This window comes from Cutibacterium sp. LaCa_255 (assembly GCF_057458005.1).
The window spans coordinates 2,026,295-2,045,830 of record NZ_CP190956.1; the positions used below are offsets into that span (position 1 = coordinate 2,026,295).

The window sequence follows — 19,536 nt, forward strand, 5'->3', positions numbered from 1 at the left end:
CCCGGTGCGGCACTGTTCATCACAATAGTGGAGGAAGTGGGCAAAACAGCCCGAGCAGCGATGAAACATTGCGGAACACCCCGAAGGCCGCAGCCGTCCCTCAATCCGCTCCTCGAAACTACCCTCCCCATGGGGTTGGGCCGACTACCGTACCGGTCATGTCGGAACCCCACGAGCTCGTCGTCACCTGGACCAGCCCCGATCAGCCAGGACTCGTCCATGCCGTCACCGGGGCGTGTGCTCAGGTTGGCGGAAACCTGACCGAATGCCAGCAATTCACCAGCGCCGACACCGGAAACTTCTTCATCCGGTTGCAGGTCGAGTCGGTGAGCAGCCGAGCTGACCTGGAATCCGCTGTGGCGGAACTGGCTCAGCGCTACCACGCGACATTCCGCATCGACGAGCTGGGACGTCCGGTCCGCACCCTCGTCCTCGCGTCCACGGCACCTCACTGTCTGTCGCACCTGCTGTTCAACCGAGATACCGGACGGTTACCCATAGACGTCGTGCAGGTGATGGCCAACCATCCTGATCTCGCGAACCTGGCGGAGTTCCACAGGGTGCCGTTCCGGTGGCAGGAGGTCGACAAGGAGTCCAAGCCGGCCTTCGAGGAGGAGGTACTGCGCACCGTCGACGATCTCGACGTCGAGTTGGTGGTCCTGGCCCGCTACATGCAAATCCTCTCACCCGAGCTCTGCGAGCAGCTGTCGGGCCGATGCATCAACATCCACCACTCGTTCCTGCCCGGCTTCAAGGGGGCCAGCCCCTACCGCCAGGCCCATTCCCGCGGGGTCAAACTCATCGGCGCCACGGCCCATTTCGTTACCGTCGACCTCGACGAGGGGCCCATCATCGAGCAGCGGGTCCAGCGCGTCGATCATTCCCAGACCGTCGCCCAACTGACGGCCGTCGGACAGGACACCGAGTCGGCGACCCTCAACGAGGCGGTGCGCCTCTTCGCCGAACATCGCACCTTCCTGGATGGCATGCGTACCGTCATCCTCAGCTGAGGGCCCGCGCAACCGCTGGGCGCACGACGGGAGAATTCTCACCACAGCGACCTGTTCCTGATGCGAATGACTCCCCCGACCAATCTCGCGCTGCCGCCGCGAGTAGGCTTTGAAATAGCCAAGTGTCATCGAGGACTTTCAAGGAGAGATCCATGACCCAGACCCCAGTCAAGATTGCCGTCACCGGTGCTGCCGGCCAGATTTGCTACAGCCTGCTGTTCCGCATCGCCTCCGGTTCGCTGCTCGGGGACACTCCCATCGAGCTTCGTCTTCTCGAGATCACCCCGGCCCTCAAGGCCCTCGAGGGTGTCGTCATGGAGCTTGACGACTGCGCCTTCGGCAACCTCGTGAACATCGAGATCGGCGACGACCCGAAGAAGGTCTTCGACGGAGCCAACGCCGCCTTCCTCGTCGGCGCCATGCCCCGTAAGGCCGGTATGGAGCGTTCCGACCTGCTCACCAAGAACGGTGCCATCTTCACCGCCCAGGGCAAGGCCCTGAACGAGGTCGCCGCCGACGACGTTCGCGTTCTCGTCACCGGCAACCCCGCCAACACCAACGCCCTCATTGCCGCCACCAACGCGGCCGACATCCCGAACGATCACTTCGCCGCCCTGACCCGTCTGGATCACAACCGCGCCAAGACGCAGCTGGCCCGTAAGACCGGCAAGACCGTCAACGACGTGCGCCACATGACCATCTGGGGCAACCACTCCTCCACCCAGTACCCCGACGTCTTCCACGCCGAGGTCGCCGGCCAGAAGGCCACCGAGCTGGTGGATGAGGCCTGGATCGAGAACGAGTTCATCCCGACCGTCGCCAAGCGCGGCGCTGCCATCATCGACGCACGTGGCGCCTCCTCGGCTGCTTCAGCTGCCAATGCCACCGTCGAGTGCATGCGCGACTGGATGGGCTCCACCCCCGAGGGTGACTGGGTCTCCATGGCCATCCCGTCCGACGGCTCCTACGGAGTGCCGGAAGGCCTCATCTCCTCCTTCCCCGTGACCATCAAGGACGGCAAGGTCGAGATCGTCCAGGGTCTCGAGATCGACGACTTCTCGCGCGCCAAGATCGACGCCTCCGTCAAGGAGCTCTCCGACGAGCGCGACGCCGTCAAGGAGCTCGGCCTCATCTGATCGACTGACTACTGACGAACGGGCCCGGGAACTTCGGTTCCGGGCCCGTTCTGCGCGTTGTGACGCCATTTTCGGAATTATGAGCAGGTTGTCGTCCGTCTGGAGAGATGCACCACACCCCTGCACGAATGTGCAGTGATTCAGACCACCGAGACCGCTCGCAATGATGCTTGTCATCCTGTTACAACAGGATTTGACGAGGTTCTACCGCCTTCGGAGAACAGTGGCAAAGACCACAACTGATTCTTCCTTTGAAATGCACATCAGTGCACACACAGGTTTGCCTCCACTGCACCTCGGACCCGTTCTTGGTTTAGCTCTGGACGAACGAGATTGGCCATTCCTATGGTCGAGGCATCAGATGTCCTGATGTCCACCGCAAGGAGGCGGATCTCCCCAGGACTCCACACCCGAAGGAGCCAACAGCCATGACCATCACAGCCGAACGTCCCGTCACCGAACCCAGCGTCGAGGACCTCGCCGGAGTCTTCAACGATGTCAATTCTGCAGTGGGCGCCGCCCGTAGGGCCTTCGTCGCCTTCTCGGAATGCTCCCTGGCCCAGCGTCGCGCCTTCGTCGATGCCGTCCGCGAGGCCGCGACCCAGCAGGACCGCCTGGAGTACATGGCCAGTGCGGCCGTCGAGGAGACCAGGATGGGCAACGCCCATCACAAGGTACTCAAGAACCGCTACGCTGCGACTCGCACTCCCGGTGTGGAGGACCTCGTCATGGAGGCCCATCAGGGTGATGACGGACTCACCACCCTCGAGTACAGCCCCTACGGGGTCATCGGCGCCGTCACCCCGACGACCAACCCCACCGAGACCATCATCTGCAACACCATCGGCATGCTCTCGGCAGGTAACACCGTCGTCTTCAGCCCCCACCCGAGGGCCCGACACCTCAGCGCCTGGTTGGTCGACGTCCTCAACCGCGCGATGATGGCAACCGGCGCCCCCGCCAACCTCATCACCCTCATCGCGAACCCGACCCCGAAGACCACCAAGAAGCTCATCAGCCACCCGGACATCACGATGTTGGTGGCGACCGGTGGGCCGCAGATCGTCAACATGGTGCTCTCGAGCGGCAAGAAGGCCATCGGAGCCGGGTCGGGCAACCCGCCTGTCGTCGTCGACGAGACCGCCAACATTGCCAAGGCCGCTGCTGACATCGTCCAGGGAGCCAGTTTCGACAACAACCTGCCGTGCACCGCCGAGAAGGAGATGATCGTCGTCGCCTCGGTGCTGCCAGAGTTCATGGCCGCGCTGCAGGCCAATGGCGCCCAGGTCATCAGCGATCGTGAGGACCTCGTCAAGCTGCGGTCCTTGCTGCTCGATCCCTCAGGCACCAAGCCCAACACCGCGTGGGTGGGCCAGGATGCTCAGAAGATCCTGCGCGCAGCAGGCATCGAGCCCGAGCAGGACACCCGACTCATCACCATGATCACCGACCCGCTGGACCCCTTCGTCCAGGTCGAGATGCTCATGCCGGTCGTCCCGGTGGTGCCCGCCACCGATTATCTCGCCGCCATCGACCTGGCCGTGGAGCTGGAGCACGGCAACCGCCACACCGCGATCATGCACTCCAAGGACGTGTCGCGCCTCGACCTCATGGCCCGCCGCATCCAGACCACGATCTTCGTCAAGAATGGACCGTCCTTCGCCGGCATCGGCATCAACGGCGAGGGGTTCGCCACCTTCACCATCGCCGGGCCGACCGGTGAGGGATTGACCTCGGCCCGCAGTTTCGCCCGTCGGCGTCGTTGCGTCTTGGACGCACATTGAGCTGAGCGTCTTGGACGCACATTGAGCTGAGTGTCCTGGACGCACATTGATCCAACAGTCACCTGCGCCACTACTCCCAGGTGGAGCAGAGCTGGCGCAGGTGCGTTTCTGGTGACATGTACGTTGTCGGAACTGTCACCTCGTCAGGATGACGACGACCATGAGGGATCCCAGCCCTAGCAGAAACACCGAATCCACCCACCGTGCCCGTACTGCCAGCAGTCCGGCGAGATTGTCAGGCAACACAGCCCTCAACACGCCTCCCAGCAGCACCGAGGCAGCGAAGACCACCGCCCCGCGCCTCCAGTGCCCCGTCCCCATGACGATTGCGGACGCGGCGACCCCCAGCAGGCACACGGTCAGCGCCCACCAGGACTCCAGGTGCCTCTTTGACGCGGCACGACGGTCATTGCGTCGCGGTCGTCGGGTGGCACGTCCGGTGGGCGCTTCAGGCGTCAGTCGGCTCATGAAGGATCCGCAGCGAGCCGCTCAGCCCTGTCGACGACGTTGGACAGCAGCATGGCGCGGGTCATCGGACCGACTCCGCCCGGGTTTGGCGAAACCCACGCGGCCTTGTCCCACACGTCAGGGGCGAAGTCTCCCTGGATCTTCCCCTCCGCCGACCGCGACACCCCGACGTCGACGAGCACAGCTCCTTCGCGGATCATGCTCGCATCAATGAGTCCCGGAGACCCGGCCGCGCCGACGATGATGTCGGCCTGCCGGGTGTGGTCAGCGAGGTTGCGGGTACCGGTGTGGCACAGGGTGACGGTGCAGTTCTCGGTACGCCGGGTCAACAGCAGTCCCAGCGGCCGACCAACCGTCGTTCCGCGACCCACCACGCAGACATTGGCTCCCGGCAGCTCGATCCCGTGCCGGGTCAACAGCTCGACGATCCCACGCGGAGTGCACGGCAACGGAGCCGGCTCGTTGAGCACCAGACGCCCCAGGGAGGCGGGGGTCAGACCGTCAGCGTCCTTGTTGGGATCAATGAGGTTGAGAGCCCAGTTGGTGTCGATGTGGCGAGGCAGCGGCAGCTGGACGATGTACCCGGTGCAGCGCGGATTGGCGTTGAGCCCACGAATCTCCTGAGCAAGATCCTCCGCCGTGACATCTCCCGGTAGGTCGACCCGAATCGACTCGATGCCCACCTGGGCACAGTCACGATGCTTACCGGCAACGTATTGATGCGACGCCGGATCATCCCCGACGAGCACCGTTCCCAGCCCCGGGACAACTCCCTTGTCGCGTAGGACTGCCACAGTTTCGGCAAGCTCGGACTTGATGGCGGCGGCGGTGGCCTTGCCGTCGAGTTTCTGAGCGGTCATGGATCCTCCTTGTGTCACGGCCTCAACGGGCCACCATCTTTCCACGAGACACGGTCCCTCACCTGTCGACGACCGTGGTGACAACGTCAATGACCCGATCAATGGTGTTCACGTCCATCACCGGCGGAAGGCTGACGAGATCGTCGGGCCACTCGACGTCCAGGTGACGCGGGCGATCCCAGTGCAACGGGCCGACGACACCGACACCTCGCAATCTGTCAGCGATCTCCCCGGCATCCGGATGTTGAAAGACGACTGGACAGGAGGCTCCCGGATTGACCACACGGATCGCCCCCGTCCCGGACAGCCCGGCCACCACGTCGTCCCTGGTCCTTTCGACGAGCCGGGCGTACCCGGCCAGATCACACGCCTCGAACTCTCGACGTGCGTCGTCATTGGGTGGTACTGGGGCCCAGCACTCGTCGGCAAGGTCCTCCGCCGCCTCAAAGGCGGCCAGTCCCCGTCTGGCCAGGAACTGTCGTCGCGCGGCCGTGAGAAGCTCATCCCTCTCATCGCGTGCTCCCACCAGACCCGACAGGTCGTGAGCGGCTTTGACCCACGCGGTCTCGGGCAGGGGCAGGAGCTTTCGGGTGCTGACGACGTCGACGTCAGCCGGTGACGACGATGGCCCCAGGAAGGAGTGGGTGCGATCGACGACCACGGGAATGTGGTTTCGTCGGGTTTCTTCGAAGACCTCAGTCAAGGCCGAACCGGGCTGGATGCCAAAGGTCTCGCAGCTCAGCACCACCGGGTGTTCACGTCGTTGTCGACATGACGCGATGGTTGCGGCCACGGAGTCAGCGTCGGCCAGGAAATCGTCCCCGATCTCCACCCGTCGCACCCGGTACCCCTCCAATTGCCACGGAGTGACCATCGTCTGACAGCAGAACCATGGCACGACGAGGGTGTCCGCAGGAATCCACTGGAACGGTGCGCCACCGAGACAGTAACCGTCACGAAGCCATCTGGCGGCCACGGCAGAGGCTTGACGTCCCAGTGCCACCCACGTCGTCACTGGCATGTCATCACCACACATTCACCAGCACTTCCCTCACTGTTTACCGGCTACTCTCTCATCCTCCGACTCCTGCAGGTAGACCGGTGCCATGCACACACCGCATTCTCGCCTCACCCGATTGGTGAGCGCCTCAGTTGCTGCCGGCATGGCTGCCTTCGGGTTCGTCGCGCCGATCGCAAGCCATGCCCAGCCCGAAAACAAAGCCACACCTGGCGCATCCAGCAGCGCCAAGAAACACACCACCATCACCTCGACGAACGTTGCCAGCGGCAAGATCAAGCACGTCTGGCTCATCATCCTGGAGAACAAGTCCTACGACGCCACTTTCTCCGGACTCAACCAGAACTCCTACCTGTGGAAGGAGCTGCCGAAGCAGGGCGCTCTGCTCCCCCACTACTTCGGCACCGGCCACTACTCGCAGGACAACTACACCTCGATGGTCTCCGGACAGTCCGCCGAGATGGACCTCCAGTCCGACTGCGACGTCGCCAACACCAGTTTCGGCTCGAACGCGTCGATCATCGACCGTCACACCGGCAAGGAGTTCGGGCGCGACGACAACTACGGTCAGGTTCTCTCGTTGGCTGGTCCGAACGCAGCCGACGGCAAGAACGGTTGCACCTACCCCAAGGACGTCCCCACCCTCTTCAACCAGTTCGATGCCGCCGGCGTCACGTGGAAGGGATACGCCCAGGACCTGCGCAACCACTCCGGACGCGAGGACGGCCTGGCTGGCTCTCCCGGCACCCTGGAGAACACCCCGGACAAGAACCCCAAGGCCATGAAGCCGACCGAGGAGGACAAGGCCAAGGGCATCACCTCCTTCACCGGCGCTCAGCCTGACGACCAATACGTCGCCAAACACTTCCCCTTCCCGTGGTTCCACTCCATCATCGGCAATGACGGCACTGGCAAGGACTCCTTGACCAAGCCGACCGACGGTGGCATTCCGTCGGACTCCAAGCACATTGCCAACGCCGACGACCCGTCCAACGGACTTCTCGCCGATCTGGCCAAGCCCGCGGACGAGGTGCCTGCCTTCAGCTGGATCACCCCGAACAACTGCTCGGACGCCCACGACGCCACCTGTAAGGGCAACAACCTTTCCGGTCTCTTCGACGCCGACGGCAAGCCGGACTACTCCAAGCCGCTGAGCACCCCGCCGAAGAACCACACTGGTGGCCTCTACGCCGCTGATCTGTGGCTGCGCTACTACATCCCGCTCATCGAGAAGTCGGATGCCTTCAAGGACGGTGGACTCATCGACGTCACCTTCGACGAGGCCAACCCACCCTTCACGAACATGTCGTTCAACAACGCCACCGATGACACCGACGTTGCGAAGGCCGCTCGCAAGGAGGAGCTGTACAACTACTCCCCGCAGACCATCAAGGATCTCGCGGAGGGGTACAAGAAGTACGATGCCAACACCTTCCCGAAGCCGTCCAAGATGTCGAAGAACTACGTCAAGGCCGACCTCGCCGGGCAGAACATCAACGGTGAGAACGTCGACTGGGAGCCGACCGGCCCGAACTCGACCCTCGAGACCGACGAGCACGGCAACCAGTTGTTCCCAGGACCGGGTGACAACGGTTACATCACCCGCCCGCCGTCCTGTGAACAGGACACCGATCTGGTGAACGCCGACAAGTCCAACTGCGTACACGGTGCCAAGAACACCGGTGCCGGCTGGGGCTACTCCAAGGCCAAGACGATTGACGTCAGCAACACTGCTGGCACCTCCAAGCTGACCGGCAAGGTCACCGTCACTGATCTAGGTCGCAAGGTCACCGGCGAAGGCATCCCCGAGGGTGCCCACGTCGGCAAGGTCGCCAACCAGGGCCCGAACATGGTCGCCGATCCCAAGGATGATGTGACGAACTCCTCCTTCGTCATCGTCGATGCCAACGACAAGCCTCTGAAGACCACCGCCGACGTCACCTCAGTGACCTTGTCGGCAACTGGTGTCCCCGGCCATCTGGCTAACGACGAGTCCCCGCTGGCCACCTTCAACGCCCAGGACGCCACCCCTGGCGGCGGCGCCACCGGTTCAGTGCTCATCTCCCCGTACATCAAGCCGGGAACCGTCTCGAACACCTACTACAACCACTTCTCATGGCTGCGCACCATGGAGGATCTCTTCGAGGTCTCCAAGGGCAATGACACCCGCGAGCTTGAGGCTGGCACCGTCTCCACCGGTCTCGATGGAGACGGCCACCTCGGTTTCGCTGCTCAGGCTGGTCTGGGGACCTTCGGCAAGGACGTCTTCAACAACCTACCGACTGAGCCGAACCCGTCCGCCTCGGCCAGTGCATCCACGCCCGCCTCCGCTGCCCCGACTGCCACCGCCACCTCGAGCACCTCGGCCAGTGCATCCACGCCCGCCTCCGCTGCCCCGACTGCCACCGCCACCTCGAGCACCTCGGCCAGTGCATCCACGCCCGCCTCCGCTGCCCCGACTGCCACCGCCACCAGGAGCACTGCCCCCGGCGCTGCTCCTGGTGACGACGGCAACGGTTCGCGCCCCAGCCTGCCGCGCACCGGTAATGGTGAGGTTTCCGACCCGGCTGCCGCGGAGTCCGCAATTGCCGGTCTGGTCGTCGTCGGTGCCGCCGTCTCCGCCTGGGCTATCCGCCGCAAACGACGCTGAGAGGTGGGGAATGAGTAATCGTCACGCAATCGCCACGGGCCTTCGCAGGGCTGTCGTCGTCGGTCTGTGCTCAGGTGTCGTCCTGATCTCGGGATGCTCGGCGTCTGGTCACGACGCTGCCTCGCCCGCGCCGTCGGCCTCGGCCGAGGCTGGCAGCCCCGCCGAGCAGCTGGCTACCCAGTCCATGCCTTCCTGGTTACCCTCGCAGAGCGCCCCGGGAACCGTCGTCGGAACCCTCCAGAAGCCGGCCCTCTCCTATCAGGGAGTCGAGGTCAAGGTGAACCTTGATCGTGGCAACTCGGTGGTCATGAACGTCAACGGTCCTACTGCCCCGCCTGGAACGAAGGTTGGCGCGGAGGAAGCAGACCTCACGTGGACGGTGACGGTCTCCGAGGCAACCGGGACGGTTCCGCTGTCGGTCAAGCAGTTCAACGTCCAGGACGAAGCCGGTGAGTACCACTGGGCTCAGCCGGTCAAGGGATCGACGATTCCCACCAAGATTGACAAGGGCCAGAAGGTGACCTTCAAGATCCACACCATTGCCTCCTCGGGCGAGGGCATGGTTCGCTGGGCACCTGACGGCAAGCGCGTCGTCGCCCTGTGGGATTACATCGCTGAGCTCGACTGACCTTCCCGAAGAACCACGAGGGGCCCGGACCATCATGGTCCGGGCCCCTTCACGTGTCGTTGGTCCTCGAGCCGGGATCAGTGGAAGAAGTGCCTCGTTTCAGTGAGATAGAGAGCGACGCCAGCCTTGCGGCAGGCCTCGATGGTCTCGTCGTCACGAATCGATCCGCCCGGCTCGACGATGGCCTTGACGTTGGCATCGATGAGAACCTGAGGACCGTCGGCAAAGGGGAAGAAGGCGTCGGATGCGGCCACCGATCCGGCGGCGCGATCGCCGGCCCGCTCCACGGCCAGACGGCATGAGTCGACGCGGTTGACCTGACCCATGCCGACGCCGACCGAGGCTCCGCCATGGGCCAGGAGGATGGCGTTGGACTTCACCGAGCGGCAGGCCTTCCACGCGAAGAGTAGATCGGCCAGGGTGGCATCGTCGACGGCCTCACCAGCTGCGAGGGTCCACTGGCTCGGGTCGTCGCCCTCGGCCTGGAAGACGTCCGCCTCCATGGCCAGCAGCCCACCGTCGATCTGGCGCAGCTCCCAGCCGGCCACCTCGGGCGCGGGTGCCTCCAGCAGGCGGATGTTCTTCTTGCGGGACAGGATCTCCACGGCCCCGTCCTCGTATCCGGGAGCGACGACAACCTCGGTGAAGATCTCAGCGACCTGCTCGGCCATCGCGACACTGACCGGGCGGTTGGTGGCGATGACGCCGCCGAAGGCGCTCAGCGAGTCACAGGCGTGGGCCTTGCGATGGGCCTCGGCAATGTCCGAACCGGTGGCGATGCCGCAGGGATTGGAGTGCTTTATGACGGCGACGCACGGCTCCTCGAAGTCGAAAGCGGCGCGACGGGCCGAGTTGGTGTCAACGTAGTTGTTGTAGCTCATGGCCTTGCCATGCAGCTGCCGAGCTCCGGCCAGACCGGGCTCGCCGGGGCTCTGGTAGACCGCAGCAGCTTGGTGGGAGTTCTCGCCGTAGCGCAGCGGATGGATGAGCTCACCAGTCATGCCGACAAAGGCAGGCACTCCCTCGCCGGAGACCCCGTTGCGAGTGGTGAACCAGGTGGCCACCGCGACGTCGTAGGCAGCGGTGTGGGCGAATGCTCGGGCTGCCAGGACGCGACGCTCCTCGCCGGTGTAGCCGCCCTCGGACAGGGCTCGGGCAAGGTCCTCGTACTGGTCAGGGTTGGTGACGACGGCAACGCTCGCGTGGTTCTTGGCGGCCGCGCGGACCATCGACGGGCCACCGATGTCGATCTTCTCGATGCACTCGTCGAAATCTCCCCCGCGCGCCACGGTCTCGGAGAAGGGGTAGAGGTTGCACACCACGAGGTCGAAGGGTTTGACGTCGAGCTCGGCCAACTGATCACGGTGGGACTCCAGTCGGCGATCAGCAAGGATGCCGGCGTGAATCTTCGGGTGGAGGGTCTTGACGCGACCGTCGAGGCACTCCGGGAAGCCGGTGACCTCACTGACCTCGGTCACCGTCACCCCGTGGGAGGCCAGCTCCTTGGCGGTCGAGCCGGTCGAGACGACCTCGACCTTGGCGTCGATGAGGGCCTCGGCCAACTGGCCAAGGCCAGACTTGTCATAGACGGAGACGAGGGCTCGACGGATGGGTTGACGTTCACTCACTGTGGATCCTTCCGGGACGGTTCGGTGCCGAGTTCTTGTGTACCGGGGCGAGCCCCGGCAAGTTCTGTGACGACTTCGACGAGCATCTCTCGTTCCTCCACCTTGATACGTTCGTGGAGGGACTCGACGGTGTCGTCGGTCAGGACGGGCACGGCCCGCTGGGCGAGGATCCGACCAGTGTCGACCCCGGCGTCGACTATGAAGACGGTGGCACCGGTGATCTTGACTCCGTAGTCCAGGGCATCGCGGGGGCCGTGTATCCCGGGGAAGGACGGCAGCAGGGCCGGGTGGGAATTGATGGTGCGTCCCCCGAAACGATCCAGGAAGGTCGTCCCGAGCAGCTTCATGAAGCCAGCACAGACGACCAGGTCAGGATCGAACCGGGAGACGTCATCGGTCAGTCGCGCATCCCAGGCCGCCCTCATGGTGACCCGCTGGTCGGCGTCGGCCCTGGGGAGGGGCTCGGCAAAGGTGGGGATGCCGGCCTTCTCGGCTCGTTGCAGGGCGACGGCGCCAGGCTGGTCGGAGCCGACGGCGACGATGGTCACCTCTTCGGGCAGGTTGTCGATGAGGGATTGCAACAGGGTTCCGGTGCCCGAGACGAGCACGACAACACGAACGGTCACGCCCCCACCCTAAGCCCTCAAGGCCTGTGTGGGGCGCGAGGCTGTGACGGCGGACAGGGTCGTGAAGGTGGCGACTGCGGCTTGAGCGGCCTCATGTCCCTTGTCCTCGTGGGACCCTTCCAGCCCCGCGCGGTCGAGAGCCTGAGCATCATCATCGCAGGTCAGGACGCCAAAACCGATGGGGGTCCTGGTGCGTACGGCGACATCCGTGATGCCCCGCGTGGCGGCGTCGCAGACGTAGTCGAAGTGCGGTGTTCCTCCCCTGATGACCACGCCGAGGGCAACGAGGGCGTCGAAGTGGTCGGCGAGGGCGGCACAGGCCACCGGGAGTTCGAAGGACCCCGGCACCCTGACGACGACGGGATCGGCCACCCCTGCGTCGGCCAGGCCACGCAGGGCACCGGCAAGCAGGCCATTCATGACCTTGTCATGCCATTGCGATGCGACGACGGCGACCTGAAGGCCACTGCCGTCAAGGTTGCTGAAATCAGGGGCGGCGGGCCCCGCATTAGTACGAGAGCTCATGATCATTCTCCTTGGGTGCTCAAGGTGGGTTCAGGGTGATTCGGGTCGGGCGTGGTGATCTCGGGCATGTCGTGGTCAAGTGCCAGCAGATGTCCCATCCGATCGCGTTTCGTACGCAGGTACCGCTCGTCCTCGGGACGGGCCGGAATCTCGAGAGGCGACATCGTCACCTCAAGTCCTCCTTCACGCAGGGCGTCCACCTTGGCAGGGTTGTTCGTGAGCAGGCGGACGGCAGAAACACCGGCATCAGCCAGAATCGCCACCGCCGCGCCGTACTCACGAGCGTCGATGGGTAGGCCAAGGTGAGTCTGGGCATCGACGGTGTCGAGTCCACCATCCTGGGCCCGGTATGCCGCGATCTTGTTGAGCAGACCAGTCGCCCGTCCCTCGTGGCCACGCAGCAGGATAATGGCCCCACCATGCTCATTGACGTGGGCCTGTGCGGCTGTCAGCTGGTCGCCGCAGTCGCAACGCAGGGATCCCAGAGCATCACCGGTGAGGCATTCCGAGTGCACCCTCACCCAGGCTGGGCCACCGTCGTCGGGGTGGATCCCCTTGTCAGACATGAGTAGGACGTGTTCTGCCCCGGTGAGGTTGTCGCGGTAACCGGTCATCGTGAATTGGCCGTGCCGGGTCGGCAATTCCGCGCTGGCAAGGGCCGTCACGCGAGGTGCCGCAGTGGTGTCAGCCGGATCATGGGAGAGCCGCCACTGCGCCAGTTGATCGATGGTGACGAAGGCCAGATCCTCGGTGCGAGCCAGCTCGGCTATGGAGTCGGTACGCAGACACATACCGTCATCCCCCACGAGTTCGCCGATGAGACCGACGGGTTCCAAGCCGGCCAGCCGGGCGAGGTCGACGGCGGCCTCGGTGTGACCGCGCCTCTCCAGCACTCCCCCGGCGCGGGCCCGCAGCGGCAGGACGTGACCGGGGCGGACGAGGTCAGCGGAGGTCGAGGTGGCGCTTGCGAGTACTCGGGCGGTGCGAGCACGCTGGGCGGCATCGATACCGGTCGTTATCCCGGACGCCGCGTCAACGGCGACGGTGTAGCGGGTTCGCAGCGGGTCCTGGTTGGCGGGCCACATGAGGGGCAGACCGAGTTGGTCAGCGTGCTCGTCGGTCATGGGTGCGCACAGGTACCCGGAAGTGTGGCGGACCATCCATCCGACCCAGCGTGGATCAGCCAGCTCAGCGGCGAGGATGGCGTCTCCCTCGTTCTCCCGGTCGGCGTCGTCGGCAACCAGCACCGGACGTCCGGAGCGCAGCTCGGCCAGCGCCTCCTCGATGGTGTTCAGCATGACTTCTCCTTGTTCACGAGGGATTCCAGATACTTCGCGATGACGTCGACCTCGATGTTCACGGGTTCGCCAGGTTCGAGACCACCGAGGACCGTGCCGGTGAGGGTGGTCGGGATGAGGCTCACCTCGAACCACTCGGAACTGACCTCGCAGACCGTCAGAGATGTGCCGTTGATCGCGATCGACCCCTTTTCGACGACGTACCTGGCCAGCGTGGTGGGAAGGCTGAATCGGAATACCTCCCAGTGGTCGCCGGGAGTACGGGAGACAAGTTCGGCGACCCCATCGACATGCCCCTGGACGATGTGCCCACCGAGGCGTCCCGCCACAGCCACCGGGCGCTCCAGATTGACCCTGCTCCCTGGGGCCAGCCGCCCCAGGGCAGTGCGGTTGAGGGTCTCGGCCATGACGTCACAGCCGAAGGTCACCTCGTCGAGATCGGTGACCGTCAGGCAGGTGCCGTTGACGGCGACGGACGACCCGAGCCGGGCGTCGGAACAGACCACGGGTCCGCGGATGGACAGTCGAGCCGACTCCTGTCCCTTGTCGATGGCGACGACCTCGCCAATCTCCTCGATGATTCCGGTGAACATGGGTCTCCTCACTCGTGGTGTGCGCGGATTTGGATGTCAGGGCCCAGCCGGCGCACGTCGTCGATGACGAAGTGGTGGGCCAAGGTCAAGGTGGTGACGGTGGGATCGATGACGGCTGCCCGACCGTCTCCCAATACCGTCGGCGCGATGTGGGCGACGACCTCGTCAACGAGGCCGGCGGCCAGGAATGCTCCGGCCAGGCGTGGACCGCCCTCGAGCCAGACCCGGTGGATGCCGCGATGCCACAACACGTCAAGCACCTCGACGGGGTCGTGGCTGCGAATCTGCAAGGTCTCGGCGGAATCGTCGTGGAGATGGCAACCAGCAGGCAGGTCCCTCATCCCCACCACGACGCGCAGCGGCTGACAGGTGACCTCGGACAGCCGGACAGTCAGTCGAGGATCGTCAGCCAGAGCTGTTCCGGTACCGACGACGATCGCCCCGCACCGGGAGCGGCCGATCTGCACTTGGTGACGCGCCTCTTCCCCGGTGATCCACTGACTTGTGCCGTCGGGAGCGGCGCTGCGTCCGTCGAGGGTGGCGGCGTACTTCCAGCACACCCGGGGGCGTCGGTGGATCTGGCTGAACGTCCAGTCGGCGTTGAGAGCCATGGCAGCCTCGGAAAGAACACCCGTGACGACCTCGACCCCGTTGGTGCGCAGGAACTGTTCTCCCCCAACTGCCACCGGATTGGGGTCGGACTGGGCGATGACGACGCGGGAAACCCCGGCCTCGCGCAGGGCATGGCTGCATGGACCGGTGCGTCCGGTGTGATTGCACGGTTCCAGGGTGACGACGGCAGTGGCTCCCCGGGCAGCGTCGCCAGCCTGATGCAGTGCCTCTACCTCGGCGTGTGAGGTTCCCGCCCCGTGATGCCATCCCTGTCCGACAACCTGACCATCGGCGACGATGACGCAGCCGACACGCGGATTCGGGTCAGGGCATGGCGAGTTCGTTGCCAAGTTCAGGGCGAGCGTCATGGCGTCGTCCCACCGCTGGTCCATCTGTCCTCCCGGGCCGTTGCGACTCCGGGGGTGCGCAGGGACGACACACGGGGCTGACGACGCCAGCCACCTGCCGTGCTGCCTCCCATCCGGACTTTAACCGTCGGTACCGGAATTCCACCGGTTCAACCTCACCGTCACGAGGACGGCTCGGGTCGCGGACTGTCACCGCCGGTTCGGACTTTCACCGACCCCGGAGCACGTGTGCTTGAGGACAAGTATGCACCCATTTGCCACGGCGTGTGGCGTCATCCCAGGAGTTCATGTCGGCAGGGGGGGCGACGCCACCCCTGAAGGCGGTCTCGCCCGGCTCAGGAATGGTGGGTGGTGTCCCCGTTGTCGGGGTTCCCGTGATCGTTCTGAATGGAGTCGTAGATGCCGTGGCCGATGGTCTCTTCCTCGACCGCCTTGATGTCCTTGGACGCAGCCGTGGGACGGGTGGTCCTCCTCGACCCGGTGTCCTTCCACGACGACTCATTTTCGACCGAGGTCGCACCCTCACCAGCATCTAGGTCCTCGGCCTGAACGGCGCGGGTCTCCTCCGCGTCAGCTGCTTTCGCAGCAGCTTTCTTCTCGGCCTTAGCCTGTTTCCTGGCAGCCCGGCTCCGGGCCCTCTCCTCGGACTTGGCTGCGTGGGCTTCCTTGTGTGCCTCGCGACGCTCTGCACGCCCCTGACGCGACTCCTCGGATTGCAGCTGGCGAGTCATACCGACGGCGAACCCGCACAGCATCGTCACCAGGGTGAGGATACCGACCGCGCATCCAGCCATAGCCGGCATGATCGTACCGACCTCACTAAGGCGTCCATCACCCAGGCTGCCACGACTCAGCAGGCCCAGGATGGCCAACACGAGCCCGGACAACAGACCAGAAAGAGCACCGATACCCGCTCCTATCTCAAACCCGGCCTCCGGCAGGGACTTCATGACAAGAATGCCACCGACGATTCCGGCAACCACCGGGACGGCAAACCAGGCACAGGCAGCCGGGCTCAACGGACCGTTGGAGGGCAAGGCCCCAAGCACTGGCAATGCCGGGACGATCCCGAGGTGTGTTCCGAGCGGGGAGACGAAGGTCTCGGTTCCAAGGGCAAACCCCGGGCCGACCGTCCATGAGGTTCCCCACAGTGCCATGGTGGGCAGCCAGGCCAGTTGCAGCAGGATGAGGCAGACTCCCCCCCATCCGGTGGCTCCGATCTGTTGGTGCAGGTGGACCACGTTGCTCGCATGAACGAGCAGGGCGACGGCTAGTGCGGCTGATCCGCCTGCCAGGCAGATGGCAACGGTCGACCCAACAGCCTTCGGCAGTCCACGAGCCCAGTGGGGCAAGCCGCCGAACGGGTTGACGCGTGCACCGCGACTAGCCCCGACGAGACCTGAGCACAGTCCAATGAGAAGGGCACCAACCATGGCCGTCACCCAGTGGGACGTACCGGCGGCAGCCGTCATGATGATTGCCGCGAGAAGCTCGATGGTGGCGTGGAGGGCAATCGCCTCACCGATATGTCGACGTGGCGGGTGTCCGTCGTGGCGATGCCACAAGACGCGGGTGCCATAGCGGCAGGCTTCCTCACCGAGCAGCAGGCTGACGCAGGTGAGCCCCAGCGGGATGAGGCCGACGTGGATCCCGATGATGTCGATGGGCACACCGTGGCCACTCAGCCAGAGGCTCGACGCCGCAACAAGGATGCTCGGGAAGGACCGACCGTTACTGGACAACCACTCCGGGACGATGATCCCGGCCAAGGCGAGCCATTGGGCCAGGATGGCTGCTGCTGCGGCCGCCAGGACGACGACCGGCCATGGCCACGGGACGCGAGGCTCACGAGGTCCGTCAGCCTCGGAGGACTCAACGACGAACCTCGCCGAGGTCGATGTCGAGCCAGATGTGCCCATGTGGGAGTCCTGTTCGGTTCGGGGAAGAAGATCATCTGGAACCCTACCGTCCACCGGCGACGATTCTGAGTCACCACACCTGTGAGCACGACACAACGCACGGAACCCGGCTCCACAATGGGGCCGGGTTCCGTGCGAACACAGGATCAGGGCGTCACTTCTTGAGCGAGTCCATCGCCTCGTGAGCCAGCTTGGCGGTCTCGGTCGGGGTCTTGCCGACGCGAACGCCAACAGCCTCGAGAGCCTCCTTCTTGGCGGCCGCGGTGCCCGAGGAACCGGACACGATAGCGCCGGCGTGACCCATCGTCTTTCCCTCAGGAGCGGTGAAGCCAGCCACGTAAGCCACAACCGGCTTCGTGACGTGCTCAGAGATGTACTTGGCTGCGCGCTCCTCTGCGTCGCCACCGATCTCACCGATCATGACGATGATGTCGGTCTCCGGGTCGTCCTCGAAGGCCTGCAGGGCATCGATGTGGGTGGTCCCAATGATCGGGTCGCCGCCGATGCCGATGGCCGTCGAGATGCCCAGGTCGCGCACCTCGTACATGAGCTGGTAGGTCAGGGTGCCGGACTTGGAGACCAGGCCCACGCGTCCCGGGCCGGAGATGTCGGCGGGAATGATGCCGGCGTTGGACTTTCCGGGGCTGATGATGCCCGGGCAGTTCGGGCCGATGATGCGGGTCTTGCCGGAACGCTGGGCGGCGGTGAAGAACTCCGCGGTGTCCTTGACGGCGACACCCTCGGTGATGCAGACAACCAGCGGGACCTCGGCCTCGATGGCCTCCATGACGGCCGACTTGGTGAACTTGGCCGGGACAAAGATCACGGACACATTGGCGCCGGTGGCCTCGACGGCCTCCTTGACGCTGCCGTAGACCGGGACGGTAACGCCACCGTTGAAGGACACGGTAGTGCCCGCCTTGCGCGGGTTGACGCCACCGACGACGGCGGTGCCGGAGTCGAGCATGCGCTGGGTGTGCTTCATGCCCTCCGAGCCGGTCATGCCCTGGACGATGATCTTGGAGTTCTGGTCGAGAATGATCGCCATGTCTCAGGCCTCCTTGGATGCGAGCTCGGCGGCCTTGCTGGCGGCCTCGTCCATGGTCGGGACCATGGTCACGAGCGGGTGGTTGAATTCCTCGAGAATCTTGCGGCCCTCGGCCACGTTGTTGCCGTCAAGACGGACGACGAGCGGCTTGGAGGCCTTCTCGCCCAGCTTCTCGAGAGCGCCCTTGATTCCCAGCGCCACCTGATCGCAGGCGGTGATGCCGCCGAAAACGTTGACGAAGACGGAACGGACCTGCTCGTCGCCCATGATGAGGTCAAGGCCGTTGGCCATGATCTCGGCCGAGGCGCCACCGCCGATGTCGAGGAAGTTGGCAGGCTTCGGGGATCCCGGAAACTCCTCGCCGGCGTAGGCGACGCAGTCCAGGGTGCTCATGACGAGGCCGGCGCCGTTTCCGATGACGCCGACGTTGCCGTCGAGCTTGACGTAGTTGAGGCCGAGCTCACCGGCGCGCAGCTCCAGTGGGTCGGTGGTGGCGCGGTCCACCAGGGCTGCATGCTCCGGCTGACGGAAGGAGGCGTTGTTGTCGACGGTCATCTTGCCGTCGATGGCGAGGATGCGTCCGTCACCGGTCTTGATCATCGGGTTGACCTCGACGAGGGTGGCGTCCTCGTCCCGGTAGGTCTCCCACAGCTTGACGACAGCCGGGACGATGGCGTCCTGCTCCCCCTCGGGGAAGCCAGCCTCAGTAAGGATCTCACGAGCCTTAGCCTCGTCGATACCGTCGATCGGGTCGACCGGCACCTTGGCCAGGGCCTCGGGCCGCTCCTTGGCGAGGGTCTCGATGTCCATGCCACCCTCTCGAGAGCACATCGCCAGGTAGCGACGCTCACCACGGTCGAGCAGGATCGAGAAGTAGTACTCCTCGGCAATGTCAGCTCCCTCGGCGATCATCACCTTGTGAACGGTGTGACCCTTGATGTCCATGCCCAGGATGGCCTTGGCGTGCTCGGCCGCCTCCTGAGGGGACTTGGCGATCTTGACGCCGCCAGCCTTGCCACGGCCACCCACCTTGACCTGCGCCTTGACGGCGACGACGGGGGTGCCGAGCTTCGCTGCGGCCTCGGACGCCTGCTCGGGAATCTCCGCGACGACGCCTCGAAGCACAGGCACACCGTGCTTCTCAAACAGGTCGCGGGCTTGGTATTCGTACAGGTCCACAATCTCTCCACTCTGCGAGTCGACCGGCCGTTGCCTGGCCGGGAACGGGGCTGACGGCAACCTGCCATCTCGAACACAAGAATGTTCACAATGAGGTCGACGCGGTTGGTCGTTTGCCCACCGAGAACAGATTAACAACCCCGACGGTCCAGTGCCCACCCGGTGTCACGACGTCGAGCGATCCGA

At 64.8% G+C, this 19,536-nt stretch carries 16 protein-coding genes, 1 pseudogene and 1 riboswitch; of the genes and pseudogenes, 5 read left to right on the top strand and 12 right to left on the bottom strand.

The window, feature by feature from the left end:
* The first annotated feature begins 158 nt into the window (after positions 1-158).
* From ACP8ML_RS09195 to ACP8ML_RS09205, 3 genes are all read left to right on the top strand, one after another.
* A complete protein-coding gene (locus ACP8ML_RS09195) occupies positions 159-1,010 on the top strand; it encodes a formyltetrahydrofolate deformylase (RefSeq protein WP_065673810.1) in 852 nt (283 codons plus the stop codon).
* Positions 1,011-1,162: 152 nt separating this feature from the next.
* Complete coding sequence (locus ACP8ML_RS09200) at positions 1,163-2,146, top strand: malate dehydrogenase (RefSeq protein ID WP_117189652.1); 984 nt, start codon at positions 1,163-1,165, stop codon at positions 2,144-2,146.
* Between the two features lie 428 nt (positions 2,147-2,574).
* A complete protein-coding gene (locus tag ACP8ML_RS09205; RefSeq protein ID WP_117189651.1) occupies positions 2,575-3,930 on the top strand; it encodes an aldehyde dehydrogenase family protein in 1,356 nt (451 codons plus the stop codon).
* A 135-nt stretch (positions 3,931-4,065) separates the two neighbouring features.
* On the opposite strand, the gene ACP8ML_RS09210 is transcribed toward ACP8ML_RS09205, so the two are convergent.
* From ACP8ML_RS09210 to ACP8ML_RS09220, 3 genes and pseudogenes are all read right to left on the bottom strand, one after another.
* Positions 4,066-4,398, bottom strand: coding sequence for a DUF3017 domain-containing protein (locus ACP8ML_RS09210; protein WP_117189650.1), 333 nt, complete (start codon positions 4,396-4,398; stop codon positions 4,066-4,068).
* Positions 4,395-5,258: a bifunctional methylenetetrahydrofolate dehydrogenase/methenyltetrahydrofolate cyclohydrolase gene (locus ACP8ML_RS09215; protein ID WP_016665972.1), complete on the bottom strand. Its 864-nt coding sequence runs from the start codon at positions 5,256-5,258 to the stop codon at positions 4,395-4,397. Before ACP8ML_RS09215 ends, ACP8ML_RS09210 begins: the two co-directional genes overlap by 4 nt.
* Before the next feature lie 14 nt (positions 5,259-5,272).
* Positions 5,273-6,279: pseudogene (locus ACP8ML_RS09220) on the bottom strand (hypothetical protein).
* A gap of 85 nt (positions 6,280-6,364) precedes the next feature.
* Here ACP8ML_RS09220 and ACP8ML_RS09225 point away from each other — a divergent pair.
* Entirely contained in the window at positions 6,365-8,926 is a 2,562-nt protein-coding gene (locus ACP8ML_RS09225) for an alkaline phosphatase family protein (protein ID WP_249361311.1), read from the top strand.
* Positions 8,927-9,233: 307 nt separating this feature from the next.
* Positions 9,234-9,554 carry a hypothetical protein gene (locus ACP8ML_RS09230; RefSeq protein WP_171048660.1) on the top strand — a complete coding sequence of 107 codons (321 nt, stop codon included), beginning with the start codon at positions 9,234-9,236 and terminating at the stop codon, positions 9,552-9,554.
* A 77-nt stretch (positions 9,555-9,631) separates the two neighbouring features.
* Here the strand turns inward: ACP8ML_RS09230 and purH are convergent, their stop codons facing one another.
* The 9 genes from purH to sucC all read right to left on the bottom strand — a co-directional run bounded on the left by purH (position 9,632) and on the right by sucC (position 19,350).
* Positions 9,632-11,182 (bottom strand): bifunctional phosphoribosylaminoimidazolecarboxamide formyltransferase/IMP cyclohydrolase, encoded by a 1,551-nt coding sequence (gene purH, locus ACP8ML_RS09235; RefSeq protein ID WP_117189647.1) that lies wholly within the window; start codon positions 11,180-11,182, stop codon positions 9,632-9,634.
* Positions 11,179-11,808, bottom strand: a complete 630-nt coding sequence (purN, locus tag ACP8ML_RS09240; protein ID WP_016665977.1) for a phosphoribosylglycinamide formyltransferase — start codon at positions 11,806-11,808, stop codon at positions 11,179-11,181. Before purN ends, purH begins: the two co-directional genes overlap by 4 nt.
* Positions 11,809-11,817: 9 nt before the next feature.
* A complete protein-coding gene (gene ribH, locus ACP8ML_RS09245) occupies positions 11,818-12,333 on the bottom strand; it encodes a 6,7-dimethyl-8-ribityllumazine synthase (protein WP_016665978.1) in 516 nt (171 codons plus the stop codon).
* 2 nt (positions 12,334-12,335) lie between these two features.
* Complete coding sequence (gene ribB, locus ACP8ML_RS09250) at positions 12,336-13,631, bottom strand: 3,4-dihydroxy-2-butanone-4-phosphate synthase (RefSeq protein ID WP_016665979.1); 1,296 nt, start codon at positions 13,629-13,631, stop codon at positions 12,336-12,338.
* Positions 13,625-14,224 (bottom strand): riboflavin synthase, encoded by a 600-nt coding sequence (locus ACP8ML_RS09255; protein WP_016665980.1) that lies wholly within the window; start codon positions 14,222-14,224, stop codon positions 13,625-13,627. The genes ribB and ACP8ML_RS09255 overlap by 7 nt, the downstream gene beginning before the upstream one ends.
* Positions 14,225-14,232: 8 nt before the next feature.
* A complete protein-coding gene (gene ribD, locus ACP8ML_RS09260; protein ID WP_065673817.1) occupies positions 14,233-15,228 on the bottom strand; it encodes a bifunctional diaminohydroxyphosphoribosylaminopyrimidine deaminase/5-amino-6-(5-phosphoribosylamino)uracil reductase RibD in 996 nt (331 codons plus the stop codon).
* 71 nt (positions 15,229-15,299) lie between these two features.
* A riboswitch (FMN riboswitch) is annotated at positions 15,300-15,434 on the bottom strand.
* Positions 15,435-15,539: 105 nt separating this feature from the next.
* Positions 15,540-17,123 (bottom strand): cell division protein PerM, encoded by a 1,584-nt coding sequence (locus ACP8ML_RS09265; RefSeq protein WP_117189646.1) that lies wholly within the window; start codon positions 17,121-17,123, stop codon positions 15,540-15,542.
* A gap of 154 nt (positions 17,124-17,277) precedes the next feature.
* Positions 17,278-18,171 carry a succinate--CoA ligase subunit alpha gene (gene sucD / locus ACP8ML_RS09270; protein WP_063279532.1) on the bottom strand — a complete coding sequence of 298 codons (894 nt, stop codon included), beginning with the start codon at positions 18,169-18,171 and terminating at the stop codon, positions 17,278-17,280.
* A 3-nt stretch (positions 18,172-18,174) separates the two neighbouring features.
* The gene (gene sucC / locus ACP8ML_RS09275) at positions 18,175-19,350 is read right to left on the bottom strand and encodes an ADP-forming succinate--CoA ligase subunit beta (RefSeq protein ID WP_117189645.1); all 1,176 of its coding nucleotides are present in this window, start codon (positions 19,348-19,350) and stop codon (positions 18,175-18,177) included.
* Between the last annotated feature and the right edge of the window lie 186 nt (positions 19,351-19,536).